Source organism: Cellvibrio sp. pealriver, assembly GCF_001183545.1.
Lineage (GTDB): Bacteria > Pseudomonadota > Gammaproteobacteria > Pseudomonadales > Cellvibrionaceae > Cellvibrio.
This window is the reverse complement of sequence record NZ_KQ236688.1, coordinates 1,306,712-1,327,276: the sequence shown is the minus strand read 5'-3', so window position 1 is coordinate 1,327,276 and position 20,565 is coordinate 1,306,712. Positions and strand designations below refer to the sequence as shown.

Genomic DNA, 20,565 nt, shown 5'->3' with positions numbered 1-20,565 from the left:
CTCTTTGTTTACCCATATTACCCAAGCACAAAAATCTGCTTATGTTTGCCTCGGCTTATTTAGCCTGTTTGCCCTTGTGCTTTGGGTTCCCTCGTTATTTATTCCTTTCTGGGGCGATGATTATTTTTTTCTAACCCAAGCGCGTGATGCGCGGTTAAATGGCGACTCTTGGTGGTTGCCGTTTATCTCTGAATCGCAAACCGGATTTTGGCGGCCATTAAGTATGGATACTGGCTGGCGGTTTGTAGAGCAAGTTCTTCAAGGCAATTTACTGTATTCACACATCTATTCCTGGTGCCTGACATTATTATCGCTCGCCGGTATTGCGATATTTACCTACCAATTTGCGCGGGCGATGCAGTGGCAACAACCGCTGCTGATTGCGTTACTCACTGCTGCGCTGCATGCCGTGCACATAGTGACCTATTTGCCGCTGCATTGGGTGGCGGCCATGAACAGCCCCACATTGGTTTTCTTTTTAAGCATTACACTTGCTGTTTGGATTGCATTACCGCGAATGCAAGGCACTAAACGTTGGTTGGCACTGCTCAGTTTACCGTTACTGCAATTGCTATCGTTATTCAGCAAAGAACCTGCGATTTTGATTCCTGCTTTAGTGGTTGTGCTCGCGCTTTTTCTACATAAACAACAATCCTATAAAAAAATGGATGTCGCCATATGGTTTATCTGCGTGGGTATTTGTGTGGTGTGGCTATATTTTTATAAAGAGTTCACGCCTAACCGCCATTCAGCATATGGACTCACGCTGGGAAAAAATATCACCATCAACTCCCTGAGTTTTTCCGCATGGATTTTTAACGTTCCGCGTGAAGCCTTACGCATGATAGTCACTGAACGCTTTTGGATAGGCAGCCTGTGGGCTGCAGTCTGTTTTATTCCAATGGCGATAGTCTATTGGATCAGCCTGCGCACATTAAAACCTGCGTTCACTCTCATTCAATGGCTGGCCGCATTGGCATTTTTAGTTATCGCTTATGGCCCTTATTTTGTATTGGCCGACCAAGCTTATGAATATTACGCAGCAGTCGCGATGATCTTGCCATTGTTGTTAGTCGCACGCGCGCTATTGGTTGCAAGCAAACTTAAAATCGGATTGTTATTGGTAGGTATTTCATCGCTCATTGCAGTGCAGGGCACGCGCTCGGCAGAATATCCAGCCGTGATTGATCGCGCTTTTTGGGCAGAGCGACAAGTGGAATATCTACAACAACATCCAGTTTCTGTGCCTTTGTTGGTTAGCATTGCCAATGAACACCAATTTGCAGCCTTGGGCGTGCAAGGTATTGAATGGCGCTTGGGGTTGGCAAAAGGCAGTGTGATACTCACGCATACCTGCGAAGCGAAAGGAAAACCATTGTCTGACCGGATACTGGTGCAAAATCCTGCGGGGGATTTTATGTGGCGTGATTGTGAAGCCGTTATAGAAAGCGAGCATGTGCGCGAATGAATTTAAAAACCATTACCCAGCAATACCATCAACAACTTGCTCTGATTATTGGCAACGGCATTAACCGTTATAACAGCGATGCAGGCATTAACTCATGGGATGCCATGTTGCTGGAGTTATGGGAAAAACATACGCAGGAAGATGCGCAAGCAATTCCATTAGGTATTTCGTTAACCGAATTTTACGATGCGCTGGATTTAAGCAGCCAATTAAAAGAAAAAAATCTGCAAAAAGAATTTTGCGATTTTCTTACCGGATGGAACGCAAAGCCTCATCACCATGCGATTGTGAACTGGGCAAAAACACACAATACACCAATACTGACCACCAATTTTGATGAGACGTTATCCGATTGTTTGGCATTACATTTACATCACGCCGACGGCCAACGCTTTACGGATTTTTATCCCTGGAGCAGTTGTTTTGCGCCTGCACCTGTTACTAATGTCGCACGTGAATTTGCTATTTGGCATATCAACGGTATGCAGCGATATTCGCGCAGTATTCGTTTGGGGTTGAGCCATTATATGGGCTCGGTAGAGCGGGCGAGGGCGTTGATCCATAAAGGCAACCCCGGTCGTTTATATGGCGATAATGACAGCAAAATCTGGAACGGTGAAAACACCTGGCTGCATAGTATTTTTAATTGCGATTTACTTTTTCTCGGCCTGGGGCTTGATACCTCAGAAATATTTCTACGCTGGCTGTTGATCGAACGTGCCAAATATTTCAAAACCTTTCCTGAGCGCGCCAAGCAGGCTTGGTATGTCTACGCCGGTAGCGATATTTCCCAAGGCCAGCGGATATTCTTAAAAAGTGTCGGCTGCGATGTGATAAAAGAATCCAGCTACGACGCTCTCTATGGAGAGGCATTCCTGCCCACCACCTGATCCTCTCGGTTTGGTTTTGTAAATTTCCTCCTATTTATCTGATAATTAAGGTAAATTGGTGTCAGCCTCTAAAGGCTCATATCAATAACCATAAGACCACAGCGATAAACGAGAGGACTACAAATGACTCACTGCGTTACCCGTTCCTTGATTGCACTGACCGTATTGCTCGGCCAGATGGCTTTTGCAGCGACTGCCCCCTCCATTCAATCAAACGCACAACCTGCATCCTCGCCCGACCAGGAAGAGTGGATTGAGTTATTCAACGGTAAAGACCTGAGTAATTGGACGATCAAAATTCGTGGTTATCCATTGGGCGAAAATGCGCTGGATACCTTCCGTGTGAAAGATGGCGTGATGCAAGTGCGTTACGATAACTACGACGAATTCGGCGGGCGCTTTGGCCATATTTTTTCTAATGCGGGCTCATTTTCGCATTACAAAATTCTGTTGGAATATCGCTTTGTCGGTGAGCAAGTCAAAGGCGGCCCCGCATGGGCATGGCGCAATAACGGCATTATGTATCACGCGCAAGATCCTAAAACCATGGCATTGGATCAGGATTTTCCTGGCAGCATGGAATACCAATTATTAGGCGGCAACGGTAAAGATGCCCGTTCAACCGGCAACCTCTGCACACCGGGCACACACGTTGTCTATAACGGAAAATTTACCGAAGATCACATTATCAATTCCAGCAGCGAAACCTATCACGGCGACCAATGGGTAACTGCTGAATTGGTTGTGCACGGCAGCGAAAAAGCCGAGCACTTTATTAACGGCAAAAAAGTACTGGAATACACCGGCCTGCAGTGGGATGACCGCACCCCAAACGATCACGGCTACATCGCACTACAAGCGGAAACTGCACCGGCTGAATTCCGCAAAGTCCGTCTACTAAACCTGGAAGGCTGCATGGATAAAAAAGCAAAAAACTACAAACGTTATTTTGTGAAAGATAATCCGAAAGCGTGCAGGTTTTAATAGCCACCAATAAAATTTTATCTATTTAAAACCATCCAGTAAAAACACCCCTAAGGCCTTTCAACGAAAGGCCTTTTTTGTTATCCAATATCCATGCTTTTCAATTGATAAACATGGCCTTTGGTGGTTGTTAACACCAATGCCTTGTTGTGCATCAAAATTTCGGTGATGCGGTTGTTACACATTTTAAAATGGGTAATTGCCGTAAATTTAATAATTCCGCCAGATGCGGCTAATCCCATAAATTCTTCATGGTGAACACCTTGAATGGTAAAGCGCAGCAACGCGCTCTGTTCATCAAACATCAGGGTTTCAATGGCGTAATTGGAGTATTTGAAAACATCGTGCAGGTAATTTAAAAATCCGCTGAACTCCATCAAATTTTGTGGGTTGAATTCTGGAAATCCAATGCATTGAATTTGTGCGGACAAGTTGCTTTCAAGCAGCGCATGTTTGTCTTGATTGGGATATTGGTTGCTAAAAATAGCATGAAGGAAGTTACTAACCTGTAGTTCAGTATCGCGCAACAATGATTCATCCTGCTCGCAAAGCATCGTTAAACCCCTTGATTGAGAGTTGGTCAATTACCAAGGCTTTTGGCAGTTGCATTTTTGCTTGCCAAACGCATCGGCTGCCTTTATAAATCCTCAAGTTAACTTGAGGTCAATAGCATGGCTAAAAAAAATCTTGCCCCGGTGCGAGAACTCAGTGTGGGCGAAGTCGCCCGGCGCAGCGGTGTTGCGGTATCGACTATTCATTTTTATGAATCAAAAGGGCTTATTGTTAGCACGCGTAATGCAGGCAACCAACGACGCTATGCACCCGGAGTTTTGCGCTACATTGCCATTATTAAAGTGGCGCAGCGCGTGGGAATTCCCTTGGGAGAAATACAGGATGTACTTGGGCGCTATCAACCCGATAGCAAATTAAGCGAAGCGCAATGGAGCAGGGCGGCTGCCAAGTGGCAGGAAAATCTGGATGATCGCATTCAAAAATTACAGCGCCTGCGCGATGAATTAAATAGTTGTATTGGCTGTGGATGTCTATCCCTTAAAGATTGCCCCTTGCGCAACCCAGATGACATATTAGGGCAGGATGGCGCAGGGGCACGAATTCTTGAGCGGCCTTAATGGTTATCACTCATAAGTGCGTTCAATCGCTCATCCAAACCTTTTACACCATCCGTGCAGATATAAAACTTATTACCAAGCACGGATTTAATATCAGCAACAGACTGCAATTGTATTTTTTGTGTTTCCCCGTTCAAAGCGTAAAAAGAATATTGTGTATTGCTCAACGTATGCCTGCCGTCTTTGTCTGCTCGTGCAGCAACCAAACTACTCACAAAATGCGAATTAGGGTGGCGCGATACGTACCAGTTATATACTTCATAATCTATGTGATGGTGCGCTGTTAAATCAAATACGTACAACATTTTCCATTCATTTTGAACATTAGCTTCAAGACAATAAAAATCACCATTGCAAGTCAAGCGGTATTGGCCATGTGGGGTTGTTTGGATTTCATCAACAACAAACCGGATAGGTACCGTTAACGACATTCCACCAAACCCGGTATCCGCAATCCACTGCTCACCATCTGCTTCAACCAGCAAGAACATATGGCTGCGCGGAGTCACAACATCATCCGCCACATTCAATCGCACTCGCGCGGCAAGCCCGGTAGTTTTAAATCCAATTTGCTCCAACACATACTGCAACACCGTATTGTGCTCAAAGCAATATCCACCACGTTTTTGAACGGTAAATTTTTCCAGGATCGATGGAGCATCAATCCGCACCTCAGCCCCCGTAAAAGAAGATAAGTTTTCAAACGGAATAGTATGCGTATGTTGACGATGTAGCTTGTAAAGCACATCTAAAGTAGGGGAAGTTTCATCACCATATTGAATGTGATTAAAGTAAGCAGAAACATTTTTCATTAAACAGCCTCTTGATAGAACTTATTTGGCGAACAACACCAAAGCACTATAAATCCTCAAGCTAACTTGAGGTCAAGATAATGTTTAAAAATGCATTAAAAAATTTCTGCTAATGCTTTTAACCGTTGCGGTAATAATCTGTAATTCAAAGTGGCAGTAAATAGATAGAAACATGTAATGGTGTGTAATTGGAGTTCCATGTTACAAGGAAGTATCATTAATTTAGGAGAGCAAGAATAACAATTTTAAAGAGCTAGATTGTTGGTCAAAATTTGAATAAAGATGTAAGTCGCATATAGGCTCTTCCTGATCATCTTTAGGTTGTCTGGAATATTAGTTATAAATGCCTGTAGAGCTTTTAAAGGGCATTAAGTGTTATTTCGCCCAATTAAGGTATTCATCCAAGGAGATACATTATGAAAAACGTCATGAAATCTGTTGTATTACTTGCAGCAATTTTTTTTGTTGCGACAACTACATACGCAGCGACAGTTACCCTTGTTAAGAAAGTTCCAGCAGGCGGTCCCGGTAATTTCAATTACACATATAAGTACACGTGTAATAACGGAAAATCAGGAACCTTGACTGTATCTAGTGGGAACGACAACGGTGCCAAAGCACTTGCTGAGCTTGAAGCCAAAGAACTGTGTGGAGAAAACTAAAGCAGCCTTAGTCGGCAGTCGTTTGGTGAATGATGTTTCAATGGTTTGTGCGGAGTGGATTAAATGCATATGAAATTTATCCTAAATATATGTGTCATGGTGTCCATCATATTTTGTTGTGATGCAAATGCCGGAGCAAAAAAAGTTATGAGAATTTTGATTGGGGTAGTTGCGAATCTGTGACCGCAAACAAAAAAAATAGTGACAGATTGATCGGCAATGCTATAAGTCACGCTCGTGCCTTTTGTGCTAATGCAGGGGTAAAAAATGGAGGAGTGGCAGCAGATTTTTCTTTTTCAAATGAAGGGGAAGGAGGGCTAAAGGCTTGCCGAATTAAGGGTGAAATTGAATGTAACGGCACTCGTAGTGAGGTGAAGACTGCCCATTTGAAATTAATTCAAAACTGTGAAATTGCCACATTGAGTTCGTTGGGTTACTCATCAGGACATAAACATAATTTCTGTATCTCTAAGCAGTGGTTGGGCGGCGAGATTGGCAATCATTGTTGGAGAGTAAACGGTATGCAAACTACAGCTGAAAGTGCAAATAGAGAATGTCCTCGTCTTTGGAGGTATTACACCTCACAAAATGGTCTAACTTGCAATCACCTGACAGATGAGGATGCATCCAAGCTGGGGGTTTGCGGAAAGTAAAATGAACGGAAATTGCCGTATACAATCGAACACTTATAAGCAGCAAATTTATTGAGTCGTCGCCGAAGTTGTGATTACCATTTATGAGCACTCTAAATCTAGCCCGTTACAATCAAGCCGATTGTACGGGCTTTTAACTATATTAAGTCAATCAAATCGCTCTATATTTAAAATCACTTATCCGCACCTTCCCATTACTTTCACCTACACAATACAGCGCCACTTTTAAACTCAGGAAGCCACCGAAGACGTTGTGGTTGATGCCGGATACTTCCATGCGGGTGCCGTGGGTGGTCCAGGTTTTTCCCTCATCGTACGAGTACTGATAAGTGATGACTTGATGGTCGTTGATTAGGCGTAGACGCAACTTGCGTGATTTATGTGGGATGCGTGCCCAACTATGCTCTTCGGCGTATTGAAAGGTTTTAATTTCTTTAGCGTTAAAACCTAATCCAACAAAAGCTTTATGGTTGTAAAAGGGGGTCTGGAGAGGTTCCGCCAAATCCTGCGTCTCTCCCCTCTAAGCCATTATTCATGAGGGTTTGAGCCAAAATTCGACCCAAAATATGACGCCAAAAACTACATTTGGTACCCATGGTTTCTAATATAACAAATACCTTTACGTTTTGTGCCTTGGGTATTACTGCATAAATAATCGGCTGTTAGAATCGACCACTTTTGAGCAAAAGGTGTACAGATGTCTAGCAACGATAATAGATTGGAAGTGCTTACAGAGTCTGAAATTGATGAACTCTACTCGATACCCAATTTCACCGAAGAACTACGCGCGGACTATTTCACCCTTAATGATCTGGAAAAGGATCTAATCCCTGACAGCATCGATCCGCTTTACAAGGCTTACCGCATACTTCTGTTGGGATACCTCAAGTATAAGCCTGTTGTTTTGACGCTTGATGTCGATAAGATCAAGGGGGATCTGGACTTCATCAGGAAAAGAGATACCCTCCATTTCAAGCTTCCACGAACGATGTTGGATAGCTCCCAGAAAACAAGAATTTACTCTGCGATTTTTGCTCTGACCGGTCATTCGTTTTATGACGAAAAAAAGCATCATTTGTGCGACTTCATCAGCAAGGTCTCCAAGGAAATAACATACCCAAAAGAAATCTTTGATCGCTGCATTGGTTATCTCTCAGACCATAAAATTGTTATACCAGCGTACTCGACGCTGCAAAAAGTCATTGCAAAAGGCATTCGTTTGGAGCATGACAAATTACAATCCTCTCTTATCAAGACGATTAGCAACGATACCTATAAAGCACTCAGGGCTATGGCGTCATCTGAAGCCAATAAGCCCCTAATTACCCAAATAAAGAAGCTGCCAAAAACGTTCAAATATACTGAAATAAGCCATGAGATAAAAATTTATGAAAAATTGCAGGCGATTTTTCCTGCCATTAAAGAAGCTATATCTACAATAGGTATCTCAAAACAAAATATTGAATATTTTTCATCATTAGTGCATGTCTATACAATTACTAGGTTGCGGGAATTATCGAAGGAAACATTTGCGCTATACATGACATGCTATCTTTATCAGCGATACAGGCAAATGACAGATATTTTGGTGCATGCATTCAAATACCACACACAAAAAATAGTTGATGAGGCGAGTTCAGAAGCCAAAAAGCAGCTTTTCGACGAGATTGCTGATTTTTCTAAAAATTTTAAAAAGACAGGATCACTAATACAGACGTTTGTCAGTGACCAGTTTAAAGAGGATACGCCATTTTGTGATGTTCTTGCCCATGTGTACTCGATTGTCCCAAGAGATAAAATGCCGGCAATTATTAATTACTTTAACGATATAGAATCAAGCACCAAAAAATATCAATGGGAATACTATGAGAGGCATCACAATAAAATCATAAAAACACTACGTAAAATATTTCTTTGCCTTGATTTATATGCATCCCAAGACGAGAAAGATTTATTGTTCGAGCAAGCCTTAACGACTAAGGATGAACTCATCACGCATGGTAAGATGAGTACTTTTGATAAACGGTTAATGCGTGGCTACAAACCCTATCTGATACCAAATGAAAGTGATAGTGACGCCAAGATTAACTATCCTCGCGCTGAGATGTTGCTGTATCTCAAAACGGCAGGAAAGTTACATGGCTACCAATTCAATGTAATGGATAGCCAATCCTTTCAGTCAATAGATGATGATTTTGTCGAGGCAAGTAAAGTGCCTGACCTTGTTGGTATTAGCAATTTGCCACTGTTACAGATGACGCCAAATGCTCTGCTTAAGGAAAAAATGGCATTGCTGAATGAAAAAATTCAACAAGCCAGCCAGCGATTAACCGAAAGCGAAAATCCGTCAGTGGTTTTTTCAAACAAAAATGGCACAGTAAAATGGACAGTAAAGCGAAGGCCACGCTTAAATGACGATAAAAATAACAAAAGCTTTTTCCACAATCTAAGTAAAACTCACATCGGCGATATTATTGAGTTCTGTGAACGCCAGACGAAATTCTCTTCCGAATTGGTTCATATCAAGCATAAGCAACAATGCCCTAATCTGAACACCGTCATTGCCTGTGTCGTGGCCAATGGAACACGCTATGGTGTGCATCACATGTCCGCATTGTGCAATATCCCTTACGACGAAATGATAAAAACCGAGAAAAATTTCTTGCGCGTCGAGACAGTTGGCAAGGCAAATGACATTATCAGTAACGCGATAGCTAAATTAAGTATTTTCAAGCACTACAACATTCAAGAGCATGCTGTGCATGCCAGTTATGACGGGCAGCGGTTGGAAAGCCGCTTTAACACAATTAATACTCGCTTCTCCTCCAAATATTTTGGTCGAGGAAAAGGCATTTCCGCTGTCACGTTAAACGCTAACCATGTTCCAATCTATGCAAAAATAATGGAACAAACAGGACATGAATCCCATTATTTGTTTGACGTGCTTTACAACAACTCATCCGAAATAAAGCCTGATATTATTTCTACTGATACCCATGGGACTAACCGTGTCAACTTTGCATTACTGGATTTGTCAGGATGGCTACATGCACCGCGATATGCGGACACCGGGAAAGTATTGGCTGATTTATTTACGTGTACTGAGGATGGTGATGCGTTGTCAGTTAAACTCCGTCAGCCCATCAATGAACAAGTCATCATCGACGGCTGGGGAAAGATACAGCAGATTATGATGACGCTACATTCTAAAGAGGCCTCGCAATCTACTATCGTGAGAAAGCTTGCAAACCGCAAAAATAAAATGAAAAGCCTGAAAGGACTATTGGAATACGATAGGCTCATCAAGTGCATTTATATGCTTGATCTTATGAACAATGAAACGTTTGAGCGCAATATAACCCGCTCACTGAATAGGGTTGAATCCTATCATCAATTGCAACGCCGAATTGAAGATGTCAACGGTGGTAAATTTCGTGGAAAGTCGGATAGGGAAATTCAGCTGTGGTACGAATGCTCCCGCCTGCTTGCAAACTGTGTGATCTATTTTAATGCTTGTATCATGTCAAGCATGTTAGATATCTATGAAAAAATGAATCAGACCGAAAAAATTGAGGCCTTTAAACATTACTCGCCGGTAGCATGGACCCATATTAATTTTAATGGCAGCTACTCGTTTTCATTCGATGGGCAGCGCATTAACATTGAAGACCTCATTCAGCAGCTGGTACTTCGGGACGTTCAGCAATAGCTTATTCAATTTCAAGCAGGGTTTTATTGCATTCACCGCAAATCACATAGAGATCAGGCTTGCCCCACAATTGCAGGTGGCACATAGGGCAACGATATTTGTGTTTATTGGACGTATTGCGTGGTTTGGTTGTCGGCGGCAGTTGTACTGCAGGAGGCAGTTGTGGTGAAAGTGTTGCTGTGAATGCGGCATCAAGTTCCTCAAAACTATACGGTAGTGGATGCATGGTTTGTATGGCGGTGTCGATTTGATGGCTTCGAGCATCCACGATTTTTTCAGGTTGTACGGAGGTCTCGATTTGAACGGGCTTTCCAAGGCGGGTATAAGATAGGATGGGGGCTTGTTGGCGAACAACAGGGTAACGATCCATCCAGGTCAGTTGAAATCCTGTTGCAGTCAACTCATCGAATGCTGCCTTAAATGCACCGTCGGCAAGAATATAATCGGCAACGTGCTCTCCCACAATGTCGCCACCGGGCTCACCTGTTGTGGATGGCATCAACCCTATGGCAATCATTTTTTCTGCCCATTCCAGATTGTGATAACCGCGACGACCTGGAGTGCCAAATTTTGATTGCCAGACATGAACCATTTCGTGGCAAAGCGTTTGGCATATTTCAATCAAGGGATAATTTGCAAAATACTCTGGGTTTATCGCTAGCTCGTGTTTATACTCTTGCTGGTTATTTACCCATCGTTCGAGCGAAACATATCCCATGATGCGTTTTTGACGTTGAAACGTAATCAGGCAATCCGGTAACTCGCCGCCAAATAATCGCTGGTTGAAGAAGCTGTAGGCCTCCTCAAATGGGCGATAAGATTCTTCTGTTGGCGTCCGCATTGATCAAATTCCAGTCAATTTTCTGGATCGTACGATCCAGAAAAATCAATACTTGGTTATTTAAACATAAATTTTTATTTCTTTTTGAAATAAAAAGATGCAATTTCGCACTTTTTGATTTAAAAAAATTATCAAAAATCTTCCATCAATTAGTTTATCTTCATTTCAATACTGTACTACTCGTGGATAAGCGTACCTTAATTTTGTTTGGGCTGTTTGTAAATGAGATGCCCCTTTTAATCGTACGTTGATCCAGATTCCGGACAAGAAATGACCCACCTTGATCACCAGGTGATTAGGCGTATATCACTGTAATGTCGGTTGAAAAGTTGGTTATGCGGTTTTTCTGAGGATAGAGGCTTTACTGGTGCTGCTCGGCCGGAATGATGGTGAGGGTTTTTGGTGTGGAACTGTCCAGTTCTTTGTTAATGCGGTTTTGCAGAAAAGGATCTGGCGTATCAATGTATTTCATGGCTGAGCGCGCATCTTTCCAGCCCACATAATCCATTAATGTTTTCAAATCCCAACCGCTGGCATTCGCCCAACTGGCAAAACCGCGACGAAGGGAATGACTGCTAAACCGCTCCGCATCCAGGATATTAGCGGTTACCAATAGCCCGCGAAGCAACGGGATAATGCTGATGGGATGCAGTGCAGCGGGGCTTATCTGTCCCCAACGATTGATACTTCGGAACACTGGGCCTGCAGTGAGCCCGGACTCATCAATCCACTCCTGGTAAGCCGTAACAGGACAAAGGCGGGATAAAGCTGGAACAGCGTACGTTTTTCCTTGATGGTTCCTATCCGTTTTACTGCGGGGTAAAAATATTCTCATTCCTTCGCTGGGAATAAGATCAATATGGTCGATTTCTAACTGGCTCAGTTCATCACTTCGAAATGCACGCCAGAACCCCAACAGCACCAAGGCGCGGTCACGCCGATGTTTTAATAACAGGGTTCGATTCCCCTGGGACGCCGCCAGTATAATCTGTTGGCTTAGCCAGGTATCGAGCTGCTCTAACTCTGACAATTGCAATGGTCTGGCTTGTTTCTCTTGAGTGACATGTGTCGCACGAATACCTCGCAACACTTTTTTCACAAGCGGGGCTTTGGTGGGGTCAGGAAAACCTTGGTCCAAATGCCATTGGGCAAGTGCTGCCAATCGCTGTTTTAATGTATTGATTGCCAATATCCCGGCATGGTCTGCCAGGTAACGCGCTACTGAGTCAGCTGTTGCGGGTAAGAATCCACCCCATTGAACCTCGAAATGCTCAATCGCGGATTGATAGCTTTTCCTCGTATTGTCACGAGTGGCGGCATGGATGTATTGATCTACTGTAGCCATAGTGGAATTAGGGTTTGTTCTATTGATGCAAATAGTGCGCTGGAGTACCCCCTGAAGCAATAGACAGATCCCCATTTAGGGTTTTTACACTAAATCTCTATTATCAGGTTGGGATTAAAATCGCCGCCCATTTTCCAGCGTTCGTTGGGATAACCAAACTGATTGCTCACCAATATCGTGTTGCCTATGCGGGTTGTTGATGACCAATGATTGTGACCATAAAACCAATAAGCTGGCTGATGGATTTTAATAATATCTTCACAGTCGGCAGTGAAATAAGAGGTCACTTTATCGAGTGCAAATTTTGGATGACGCACTTTTTTTGCTGGAGGAGAGTGAGTAACGACAACACATTTTTTCGTATCAGATTTTGCCAATGCTTGCGTGAGTTTTGCTTTTGATTCATCAAAAAGGATTTTGGCCATTTCAGGGCTGAAGGCAACCACCTTATCTCCTGAGTCCTCGGCAATCAAACTAAAGTCGGAGACATTGTCCCGTGCATAATTCATCACTTCTTTGGATGTGTATTGCGTTGAATGCAATGGAAATCCTGTCCACAAAGTGGCTCCTATAAAACGCACGCCATCAATATCCACATAATCATTTTCCAGAAAATGAATGTGTGGATGTGTAACAAATGCTTCTCGGTAGGCTTTCAAAGTGGTGAGCCGGTATTGACGATAGAACTCATGGTTTCCTGCAATAACAACCAAGTGGGTGTGTGGCAAAGCTTTGCTGACCAGCTCAATAAAAGGGACAAGTAACTTGCCGATGTAAATATCTCCAGCGAGAACTAGCACATCAGGGTTTTCAGGTAGTGGTGGTAGCCAATCAGGTTCGTTTTTATAAAACTCGGCGTGTACATCAGATATAAGCGCAATTTTCATTTTTTAAGCTATGCAGGATCGGATCGGTAAATATACCCATAGTGTAGCGTGGATTGCCTGGTGTCAGTTATAACGAGCTTCCGGATTCACTGGCATACAGTCGATGCAATTGCAGCAGCTCCTGACGAAACCGTCCGAACACATTGATGGTGGTGTCATAGGATTGCGCCAGCATAGAAATTTGAATGGGTTGCGGATTGTCAGCGTCAGGTTGTGACTCGCCGACCGGCATATTTTCAAAAATAATTTCCGTAATTTCTTCGGTTTGTAATGGTTCCTGCAACTTTGTTGCTAATGGTTTTTCATCGTCGCTGTTTGGCAGCGTGTCACGTCGAATGGTTGCAGACTCAGGTATTTCTTCCGCGACTCGGTTCGCGTATTCCACGAGATTAGGTTCGGCTGGTAGATACAAATAACTTTCACCGGGAATATCTCCCATGCGCAAAACACGGCCCAATACCTGCCGGAAATGCAATTCTGTTTTAACTCGGGTCAGGTGACAGCACACACGCAGTCGTGGAATGTTAGTGCCTTCGCTCACCATCCCCACAGAAATAATCCAGGGCTGAGTGCTGTTTCTAAACGTATTAATTATGCCGTGGGCGTCTTCATCCATATAAGTGGCGACACAAGCGCGTTGTCCTAAGTGACGTTCTAGTAGTGTCGCAATCTTATAGGCATGATCTACCGATGCTGCCACGATAAGGCCACCCGCATTCAGTTGTTGCTTTCGAAGTTGCATCAACTTCTTAGCGGATTGTTTCAATAAGTACACAATCAGCGCATCGTTATCGATCAGTTGTTGGTAGGAGCAATCCGACAGTTTGAGCAATCCAGCAAAGGACGAATACTTGTCGGTTTTATCACCACGTTTAACGACGATGCGGTCATTGTCCACCAGTGTGATGCTGGGTGCCCGGCACACATTTTCCTGTATTGCCTGCGCCATTCCATACACAAAATCACAGCGGATCTTGTTGTTCTTGCAGTAGTTCGATAGAGCAATGGGAATTCGGTCAGAGCGCCAGGGTGTGCCGGTTAATGCAATGGTATAGGCCGCATGCCCCTGGATATGTTGGATGATAGTTTGGCCCCAGGCATTTGCATTCTCAAGGTTGTCGCCTGCGCAGTGATGAATTTCATCAAAAATCACCAGCACGCGGTGGGTTTGAAGCAATGTCCAAAACGCATCTTGCAGGTTCAACATCGACTGATAGGTCAATGATTGTCCTTTTGATCCGAGACGACCGTCCATCCGCTGGTTGGTACTGGCCTCCAGTGCTTGCTGAAAATCCGACGACACAATAATTGACGGGGAAAAACACAATACCAAATCGATCATGCCTAGCTGTAAAAGCCGCTTCGCCAAGGTCGCCGCCATGACTGTCTTGCCAGCACCGGGTGTGGCGAGGCACAGGAAGTGATTTCCTTCATTCCGGAATTTCACCAGAGCCTGTTCAACACACCCAGATTGCCAGTGTCTTAACTTCATTGGGCCAATCCCGTTTCCCTTGCCAGCAGACTCTCAAGGGCTTTCACGCGCCCGAGCAGTTTGGAACATTTATCGCGGGATTGGTTATACAGCGGCTGTACATCATTCCTCAGTTCGGGTATTTCACTGCAAATTGCATCGTATTCCTCGGTTTCACCCATTACTGTCAGCATTTCCAACTTATGCCGGTTCAAGCGTTCTTGCAGGCTTTGGCGGGGGCTGTTGTTTACAACTGTGACTTTCTCAGAAGCTGCAGGCCGTACAGGAGTTACATCGGCAGCTTCTGCCGCTAGTGGTTGAAACCGGGGTGTTAACCGATATAAAGGCCAGCCACCATCTACTACAACCCGAGTCAATTCACCATTATCGATGAGGCGAAGCATATTCCGATAAACAAATTGGCGAGCAGCCTTTTTGGAGTTATGAAGACACGATGGATCATTCAAATAGGCCTCTGTGAGCTGGTGTACCGTGAACTCGCGGTTTACGAGTGTTGAGAATGCTGAAAGCAGCCCGGACTTAACGGTGAGGGATTTCATGATAGAGATTGACGCCTCATGTCTCGAATTTCGCGCCATTCTATCCTGTCTCTATCATCGAGACAATGAAATCATCTCCTTACTCACCTCAGTATGAACAGCTACGTACCTGGCTAAAAAAGCAGCGGGAAGCGAGTGGCTTGACACTCCGCGAAGCCTCGCTCGCCATGGGGAGGCATCATTCTGTACTGGGCAAGATGGAACAGGACCGACGGAAAATTGAAGTCCTTGAATTTGTGAGGTATTGCCAAGTCCTGGGCGTCGATCCTCACGAGGGTTTGGATATCCTCATCAACTCACTTAACGACGGCGACTGAAAAAATAAAAAGCCCGACGATTTCAAGAATGGTCGGGCTTTTTCAACTGTGATTTCACTCTGTTTTTTTCAAACAGCTTTACATCGTCTTCTGTGCTTTACCTCGTGTAAATGTATTTCGTAAACATCGTTTATTTTTTATGTTTTGATTCCCTTATTACTGGTTTTAATCCAGTCGACGCTGAAATAGCCCACTGCTACTAATGCAACTACTCCCTGTGAAACAAATGTCTCTACTGTCGGATAAAGTCCGAGCCATTCTACGCGCGGAGCAGCAATTAGATTTACACCAATCCATCCTGCTTCTTGTAACGCTGACACGCCTTTCCCTGTCAAAATTACTGCAAGGATCATTACCAGGATGGATGTGAAAGCGAAAAACATCTCTAACGGCATGCGTGCAGTGGTGCGCAATAATATCCATGCAATCACAACTAATAATAATACTGCCGTTAAAAAGCCAGCGATCAGCGCTCCGCTATTGCCATCTGCTGCCAGTGCGGAATAAAACAGCACCGTTTCAAAAACTTCCCGATACACCGCAATGAATGCCAGTGTAAATAGCGCCCATGCTGATCGATTCGAAACCGCCGCTGATAATTTTCCTTTCAGATAATCTTGCCACTTACCCGCGCTGCTTTTTTGATGCATCCATAACCCAACACTCAGCAAAACGACAGCGGCGAGTAATGACCCAACACCCTCGGTCACCTCGCGGTTAGCACCACTGATTCCGATCAAATACGTTGCCACCACCCACGTCAGGACACCTGCAAACAAAGCGCTTATCCATCCCCTGTGAACGTGGCGCAGCGCATCGGGTTTATCAGTCTTTTTCAGGAACGTGATCATGCCGATAACAATCAATAAAGCCTCAACTCCTTCGCGTAAAAGAATCGTGAGCGCTCCGATAAACGTAGTGGCCGGGTCTGCTTTGGCTTCTTGCAATACCCCATCAACGTGGGAGAAAAGCTGCTCTAATTCAACCGCCGCTGCTTCAGCATCCTCAACTGTTCCTTTAGCGATGGCTGAGCGATAGTTAAGCATTGCTCTTTCAACGGCGATCATCAAAGCACTATCACGAGTAGCGACTACCGGCTCAAGCGGTTCAAAGCCATCCAGGTATGCCGACAGGCTCAAGCGGGTAGCACGATGTCGATCTCCGGCTCGCACAGCGGCAAGGCTTTCTGCAAGACGCAAGCGCGTTAATGCCAAACCCGCGCGTTTGTTTGCTTCTACTGCAGCGGGATTGGCCCTCAGGTACGCCGTTATGGGACGAGCGGTATTTTCGTGCGTTGTTTCGGCCAGTGCTGCTTCAGTGATGGTTGTGAGCGCGGTTAAATCGGTGAAGAGGTTCTTTGCCTGCCCATCGTTGCTATCCCATAGTTGCTTGCCTTGTGCGCGCATGGACTCATCGTGGGAAAATGTACCGATATAAAATGCGAGCGCCCATCGATCTTCCTCGGGTAGTGAATTAAAACTCACCATCGACGTGCCTCCCACCCCTTGGGAAATAACCTGATAAAGCGCCATGATGCTGCGCGTGCGAGCGCGCTCCGCATCCGTAAACGCAATGGGTTTGGGCTCCAACTTTTCTGCAAGCGGACCATCACCTTTTCCTTCGACGCCATGGCATGAAGCACATTGCACTGCATACAGTGATTGACCGCGAACAAGATCGGGAACAGTTCCTGGCGCTACCGGAAAGGGATAAGCGGCGATCAAGAGTGCGTTTGCTTGTTGCGCAAGGTGCGCGACATCGTTAGCGGCTTGTTTTTGCAGAACAGCTGCGCGCAGTTCGGAAATTTTGCTGGCGATGTTTTGCTTGGATTCATGCTCGGGTAACGACTGTAACTGCGCGCCCGCATTCATGGTGAAATCCAGCATTTCAGCGTATTCCGCTTCGCTGATGACAACACCGTCTTCGACCGCTCCACTGTAGTCAACCGCGACATAGTCAAGGAGCTGCCATAGCTGTTTTGAATCTTCGGGAGCAGCGTTTTGTGCGAATGCAGAACTCGCAATAAGAAACCAGGTTACAACAACACTCACGATACCCATGTGAAAACGTTTCGAATTATTCACCGATGTTTTACCTCCAAGCTTAGGAATCGGGTAGATATAAATCTGTTCAGAAGATTCACCCAACAGGTGGAAGAGTTTTCCGCAACATTATTTTGAGGGAGACCGAACTGCTTATTCAAAATTTCATTCGTTGGATCCGGACGGCGTTCATGATAGCCAACAACGCTACACCAACATCAGCAAAAACAGCTTCCCACATCGTTGCTAAACCACCTGCACCCAATATCAAGACCACAGCCTTCACACCGAAGGCGAGTGAAATATTTTGCCAAACAATGCGTTTCGTTTGTTTGCCAATAGCAATGGCTGTGGGAATTTTGCTGGGTTTGTCATCTTGAATGACAACATCGGCTGTTTCTATCGTGGCATCACTGCCCAGGCCACCCATCGCGATACCCACATCGCTTAAAGCAACCACAGGCGCATCATTCACACCGTCACCGACGAATGCGACGGATTCGTTTTTTGATTTTATTGCTTTTACTTTGTTTACTTTATCTTCCGGCAGTAAGTCTCCATGCGCATTAGTGATACCCAAGGTTTTTGCCACATATTGGACTACAGTATTTTTATCGCCGCTTAACATCGTTGCGTTAATGCCTAGGGATTTGAGTAAGTTTATTGTTAAGTGGGCATCCTCTTTTATGGAATCGGCAATCGTGATGTAGCCTACAAATTGATCACCGTAGGCGACAGCAATCGTGGTGTAAACGATGGATGACGGATCGATGTCATAGCGGATTGAAAATTTATCCAGCAATCGAAAGTTTCCGACCAACAGATTTTTTCCGTTGATTTCTGCTTTTAACCCATGGCCCGCGATCTCTTCAATATTGTTGAGTGGCAGGTTATGATCAACCTCACCCACAAATTGGTGGATTGCTGTGGCGACCGGATGCGTGCTTCGACTTTCCAACGCGTTGACCATACCGAGTATTTCATCGCGATTAAATTTATCGTTGAAGTTCACATCCTGTACTTTAAACACCCCTTCAGTGATGGTTCCTGTTTTATCCATGACCACGTGCTGAATACTGGCTATCACATCAAGGAAGTTACTGCCCTTGAACAAGATGCCGTGTTTGCTCGCGGCACCGATACCACCGAAATATCCCAACGGAATACTGATCACCAGTGCACAGGGACAAGAGATCACCAGGAAAATGAGCGCGCGGTAAAGCCATTCGCTAAACACATAATTATCGACAAAAAAGTAAGGCAAGGTGGAAATCGCGAGTGCCAGCGCCACCACGATAGGCGTGTAAATTTTGGCGAACTTTCTGATAAACAATTCAGTCGGAGCTTTTTGTGCCGAGGCGTTTTGGACCAATTCAAGAATGCGGGATAACTTGCTGTCCTTGTAAGCGGTAGTGACTTTTACTTGGGCGACACCATTGAGGTTGATCATGCCAGCCAGAACAACATCGCCTTTATTTTTTCCATCCGGTTTGCTTTCACCGGTGAGCGCTGCTGTGTCAAAAAAAGCATTATTGGAAATAAGCTCGCCATCCAATGCTAATTTTTCCCCGGCTTTGAGCTGGATGATTTCTCCAATGGCTACCGTTTCTGCTTTGCGGGTAATTGCCTGGTTACCCTGTAATACATTGACCTCATCAGGGCGTTGGTCAAGCAAGGTTTTAATATTGGTTTTTGCTCTCCTGACAGCAATATTTTGGAATGCTTCACCCACAGAGTAAAACAACATGACGGCTACACCTTCTGGGTATTCACCAATCGCGAAGGCCCCAATAGTTGCAATTCCCATCAGGAAAAACTCGGAAAAAACATCACCCTTACGGATACTTTCAACCGCTTCTTTTAGCACAGGGAAACCAACGGGAATGTAGGCTGCGACGTACCACCCGAGCCTTATCCAACCAGTGAACCAGGATTGCGGGAAAAAATTATCCAATGCAATGGCAATCAATAACGCAACCAGACTGATGATCGCTGGCAGAAATAAGCTGATATTACTCGCTTCAGAATTAGCATGATCATGATCGTCGTGCAGTGACAGCTGAGCTTCAGCGCCACAACAATCCCCACATTTTGTTTTACCTTCATTAGGGGCGCTATTGCTGGTCGTACTTGAGCAACTTGTTGGCGTTTTCTGCGTTTCGTTATCAGATGTATGGTCCATTGGATTACCTCAACTCATCAAAATATTCGGTGTAAACACCAATCGCGATTAGATAGTCATTGCTTTATCAGTAAGCTGGTATGAATTATTAATGCTTGTGATTGAACTCCGTTCACAATGACGGAAAATTTTCCAGACCGCCGGGTGTTGGGTTTGTAATGAAGATGGCATGGCTCGTAATCGGCGGTAGCTGTTTTTAGCAAAACACCTTGCTTATCAAAAATCTGGAATTGCAGTTGGCCACATTCCACATGCACTTGTTTATGTTCAGGCTTTACTTGGCCGCTTAATATTAAATTTTGGCCCTCGAATACAGCCGCTGCCTTTAAACTCAAATGATGCTTCTGCAATTGATCGGTTTTAAATATGACTTGCATGTGTTGTTGGGATGTTGATTGGCAGGCACTTAATAATGCCGTGAGAAGAAGTAATGCTATTAACCGTGTAAAAGACATCATAATGAATTCTCCTGTGAAGCGAATTCGGTGAGAACCAGGTACACCCGGTCAATGAGCTTTAAAAAATCGTTTCAGATATCCAATCGGTAAAGCGTGTTCGATAGCGCTCATGTACTAAGGTAAATGCCGCCGGTGTGTTGCACCGGCGGCATTT

19 protein-coding genes are annotated in these 20,565 nt (G+C 44.5%); 8 read left to right on the top strand and 11 right to left on the bottom strand.

The annotated features are described in order from the left end of the window. The first annotated feature begins 4 nt into the window (after nt 1-4). The 3 genes from VC28_RS05515 (at nt 5) to VC28_RS05505 (ending at nt 3,342) form a co-directional block, all read left to right on the top strand. The gene (locus tag VC28_RS05515) at nt 5-1,468 is read left to right on the top strand and encodes a hypothetical protein (protein WP_049629766.1); all 1,464 of its coding nucleotides are present in this window, start codon (nt 5-7) and stop codon (nt 1,466-1,468) included. Then, the gene (locus VC28_RS05510; RefSeq protein WP_049629765.1) at nt 1,465-2,358 is read left to right on the top strand and encodes an SIR2 family protein; all 894 of its coding nucleotides are present in this window, start codon (nt 1,465-1,467) and stop codon (nt 2,356-2,358) included. The genes VC28_RS05515 and VC28_RS05510 overlap by 4 nt, the downstream gene beginning before the upstream one ends. A 123-nt stretch (nt 2,359-2,481) precedes the next feature. Further along, the gene (locus VC28_RS05505) at nt 2,482-3,342 is read left to right on the top strand and encodes a 3-keto-disaccharide hydrolase (RefSeq protein WP_231591659.1); all 861 of its coding nucleotides are present in this window, start codon (nt 2,482-2,484) and stop codon (nt 3,340-3,342) included. An 80-nt stretch (nt 3,343-3,422) separates the two neighbouring features. Here the strand turns inward: VC28_RS05505 and VC28_RS05500 are convergent, their stop codons facing one another. Then, a complete protein-coding gene (locus tag VC28_RS05500) occupies nt 3,423-3,896 on the bottom strand; it encodes an ester cyclase (protein WP_049629764.1) in 474 nt (157 codons plus the stop codon). A 117-nt stretch (nt 3,897-4,013) separates the two neighbouring features. Between VC28_RS05500 and soxR the strand changes: the two genes are divergently transcribed. Beyond that, entirely contained in the window at nt 4,014-4,472 is a 459-nt protein-coding gene (gene soxR, locus VC28_RS05495; RefSeq protein WP_049629763.1) for a redox-sensitive transcriptional activator SoxR, read from the top strand. Here soxR and VC28_RS05490 read toward each other — a convergent pair. Next, nucleotides 4,469-5,284 carry an arylamine N-acetyltransferase family protein gene (locus VC28_RS05490; protein ID WP_049629762.1) on the bottom strand — a complete coding sequence of 272 codons (816 nt, stop codon included), beginning with the start codon at nt 5,282-5,284 and terminating at the stop codon, nt 4,469-4,471. The two genes, soxR and VC28_RS05490, sit on opposite strands and share 4 nt — an antisense overlap. A 416-nt stretch (nt 5,285-5,700) precedes the next feature. Between VC28_RS05490 and VC28_RS05485 the strand changes: the two genes are divergently transcribed. Next, nucleotides 5,701-5,946: a hypothetical protein gene (locus VC28_RS05485; protein WP_049629761.1), complete on the top strand. Its 246-nt coding sequence runs from the start codon at nt 5,701-5,703 to the stop codon at nt 5,944-5,946. A 179-nt stretch (nt 5,947-6,125) separates the two neighbouring features. Next, entirely contained in the window at nt 6,126-6,599 is a 474-nt protein-coding gene (locus VC28_RS19705) for a hypothetical protein (RefSeq protein WP_156184288.1), read from the top strand. A 151-nt stretch (nt 6,600-6,750) separates the two neighbouring features. Here the strand turns inward: VC28_RS19705 and VC28_RS05480 are convergent, their stop codons facing one another. After that, complete coding sequence (locus VC28_RS05480; protein ID WP_049629760.1) at nt 6,751-7,101, bottom strand: beta-xylosidase family glycoside hydrolase; 351 nt, start codon at nt 7,099-7,101, stop codon at nt 6,751-6,753. A gap of 195 nt (nt 7,102-7,296) precedes the next feature. Here VC28_RS05480 and VC28_RS05475 point away from each other — a divergent pair, with 195 nt between their 5' ends. Beyond that, nucleotides 7,297-10,308 carry a Tn3 family transposase gene (locus tag VC28_RS05475; RefSeq protein ID WP_049629759.1) on the top strand — a complete coding sequence of 1,004 codons (3,012 nt, stop codon included), beginning with the start codon at nt 7,297-7,299 and terminating at the stop codon, nt 10,306-10,308. Between the two features lies 1 nt (nt 10,309). Here the strand turns inward: VC28_RS05475 and VC28_RS05470 are convergent, their stop codons facing one another. The 5 genes from VC28_RS05470 to VC28_RS05450 all read right to left on the bottom strand — a co-directional run bounded on the left by VC28_RS05470 (nt 10,310) and on the right by VC28_RS05450 (nt 15,412). Next, nucleotides 10,310-11,149 carry a SprT-like domain-containing protein gene (locus tag VC28_RS05470; protein ID WP_049629758.1) on the bottom strand — a complete coding sequence of 280 codons (840 nt, stop codon included), beginning with the start codon at nt 11,147-11,149 and terminating at the stop codon, nt 10,310-10,312. 361 nt (nt 11,150-11,510) lie between these two features. Then, complete coding sequence (locus tag VC28_RS05465; protein ID WP_049629757.1) at nt 11,511-12,494, bottom strand: site-specific integrase; 984 nt, start codon at nt 12,492-12,494, stop codon at nt 11,511-11,513. A gap of 89 nt (nt 12,495-12,583) precedes the next feature. Continuing rightward, nucleotides 12,584-13,381, bottom strand: a complete 798-nt coding sequence (locus VC28_RS05460) for a metallophosphoesterase (protein WP_049629756.1) — start codon at nt 13,379-13,381, stop codon at nt 12,584-12,586. 67 nt (nt 13,382-13,448) lie between these two features. Further along, entirely contained in the window at nt 13,449-14,873 is a 1,425-nt protein-coding gene (locus tag VC28_RS05455) for a DEAD/DEAH box helicase (RefSeq protein ID WP_049629755.1), read from the bottom strand. Further along, the gene (locus VC28_RS05450) at nt 14,870-15,412 is read right to left on the bottom strand and encodes a hypothetical protein (protein ID WP_231591658.1); all 543 of its coding nucleotides are present in this window, start codon (nt 15,410-15,412) and stop codon (nt 14,870-14,872) included. The genes VC28_RS05455 and VC28_RS05450 overlap by 4 nt, the downstream gene beginning before the upstream one ends. A gap of 65 nt (nt 15,413-15,477) precedes the next feature. On the opposite strand from VC28_RS05450, the gene VC28_RS20030 reads away from it, so the two are divergent. Next, entirely contained in the window at nt 15,478-15,729 is a 252-nt protein-coding gene (locus VC28_RS20030; protein WP_049629753.1) for a helix-turn-helix domain-containing protein, read from the top strand. A gap of 137 nt (nt 15,730-15,866) precedes the next feature. On the opposite strand, the gene VC28_RS05440 is transcribed toward VC28_RS20030, so the two are convergent. The 3 genes from VC28_RS05440 to VC28_RS05430 form a co-directional block, all read right to left on the bottom strand. Further along, entirely contained in the window at nt 15,867-17,813 is a 1,947-nt protein-coding gene (locus VC28_RS05440; RefSeq protein WP_231591657.1) for a cytochrome c/FTR1 family iron permease, read from the bottom strand. Between the two features lie 115 nt (nt 17,814-17,928). Further along, nucleotides 17,929-19,953 carry a heavy metal translocating P-type ATPase gene (locus VC28_RS05435; RefSeq protein WP_082191420.1) on the bottom strand — a complete coding sequence of 675 codons (2,025 nt, stop codon included), beginning with the start codon at nt 19,951-19,953 and terminating at the stop codon, nt 17,929-17,931. 56 nt (nt 19,954-20,009) lie between these two features. Continuing rightward, a complete protein-coding gene (locus tag VC28_RS05430) occupies nt 20,010-20,411 on the bottom strand; it encodes a hypothetical protein (RefSeq protein ID WP_049629751.1) in 402 nt (133 codons plus the stop codon). Nucleotides 20,412-20,565 lie beyond the last annotated feature (154 nt).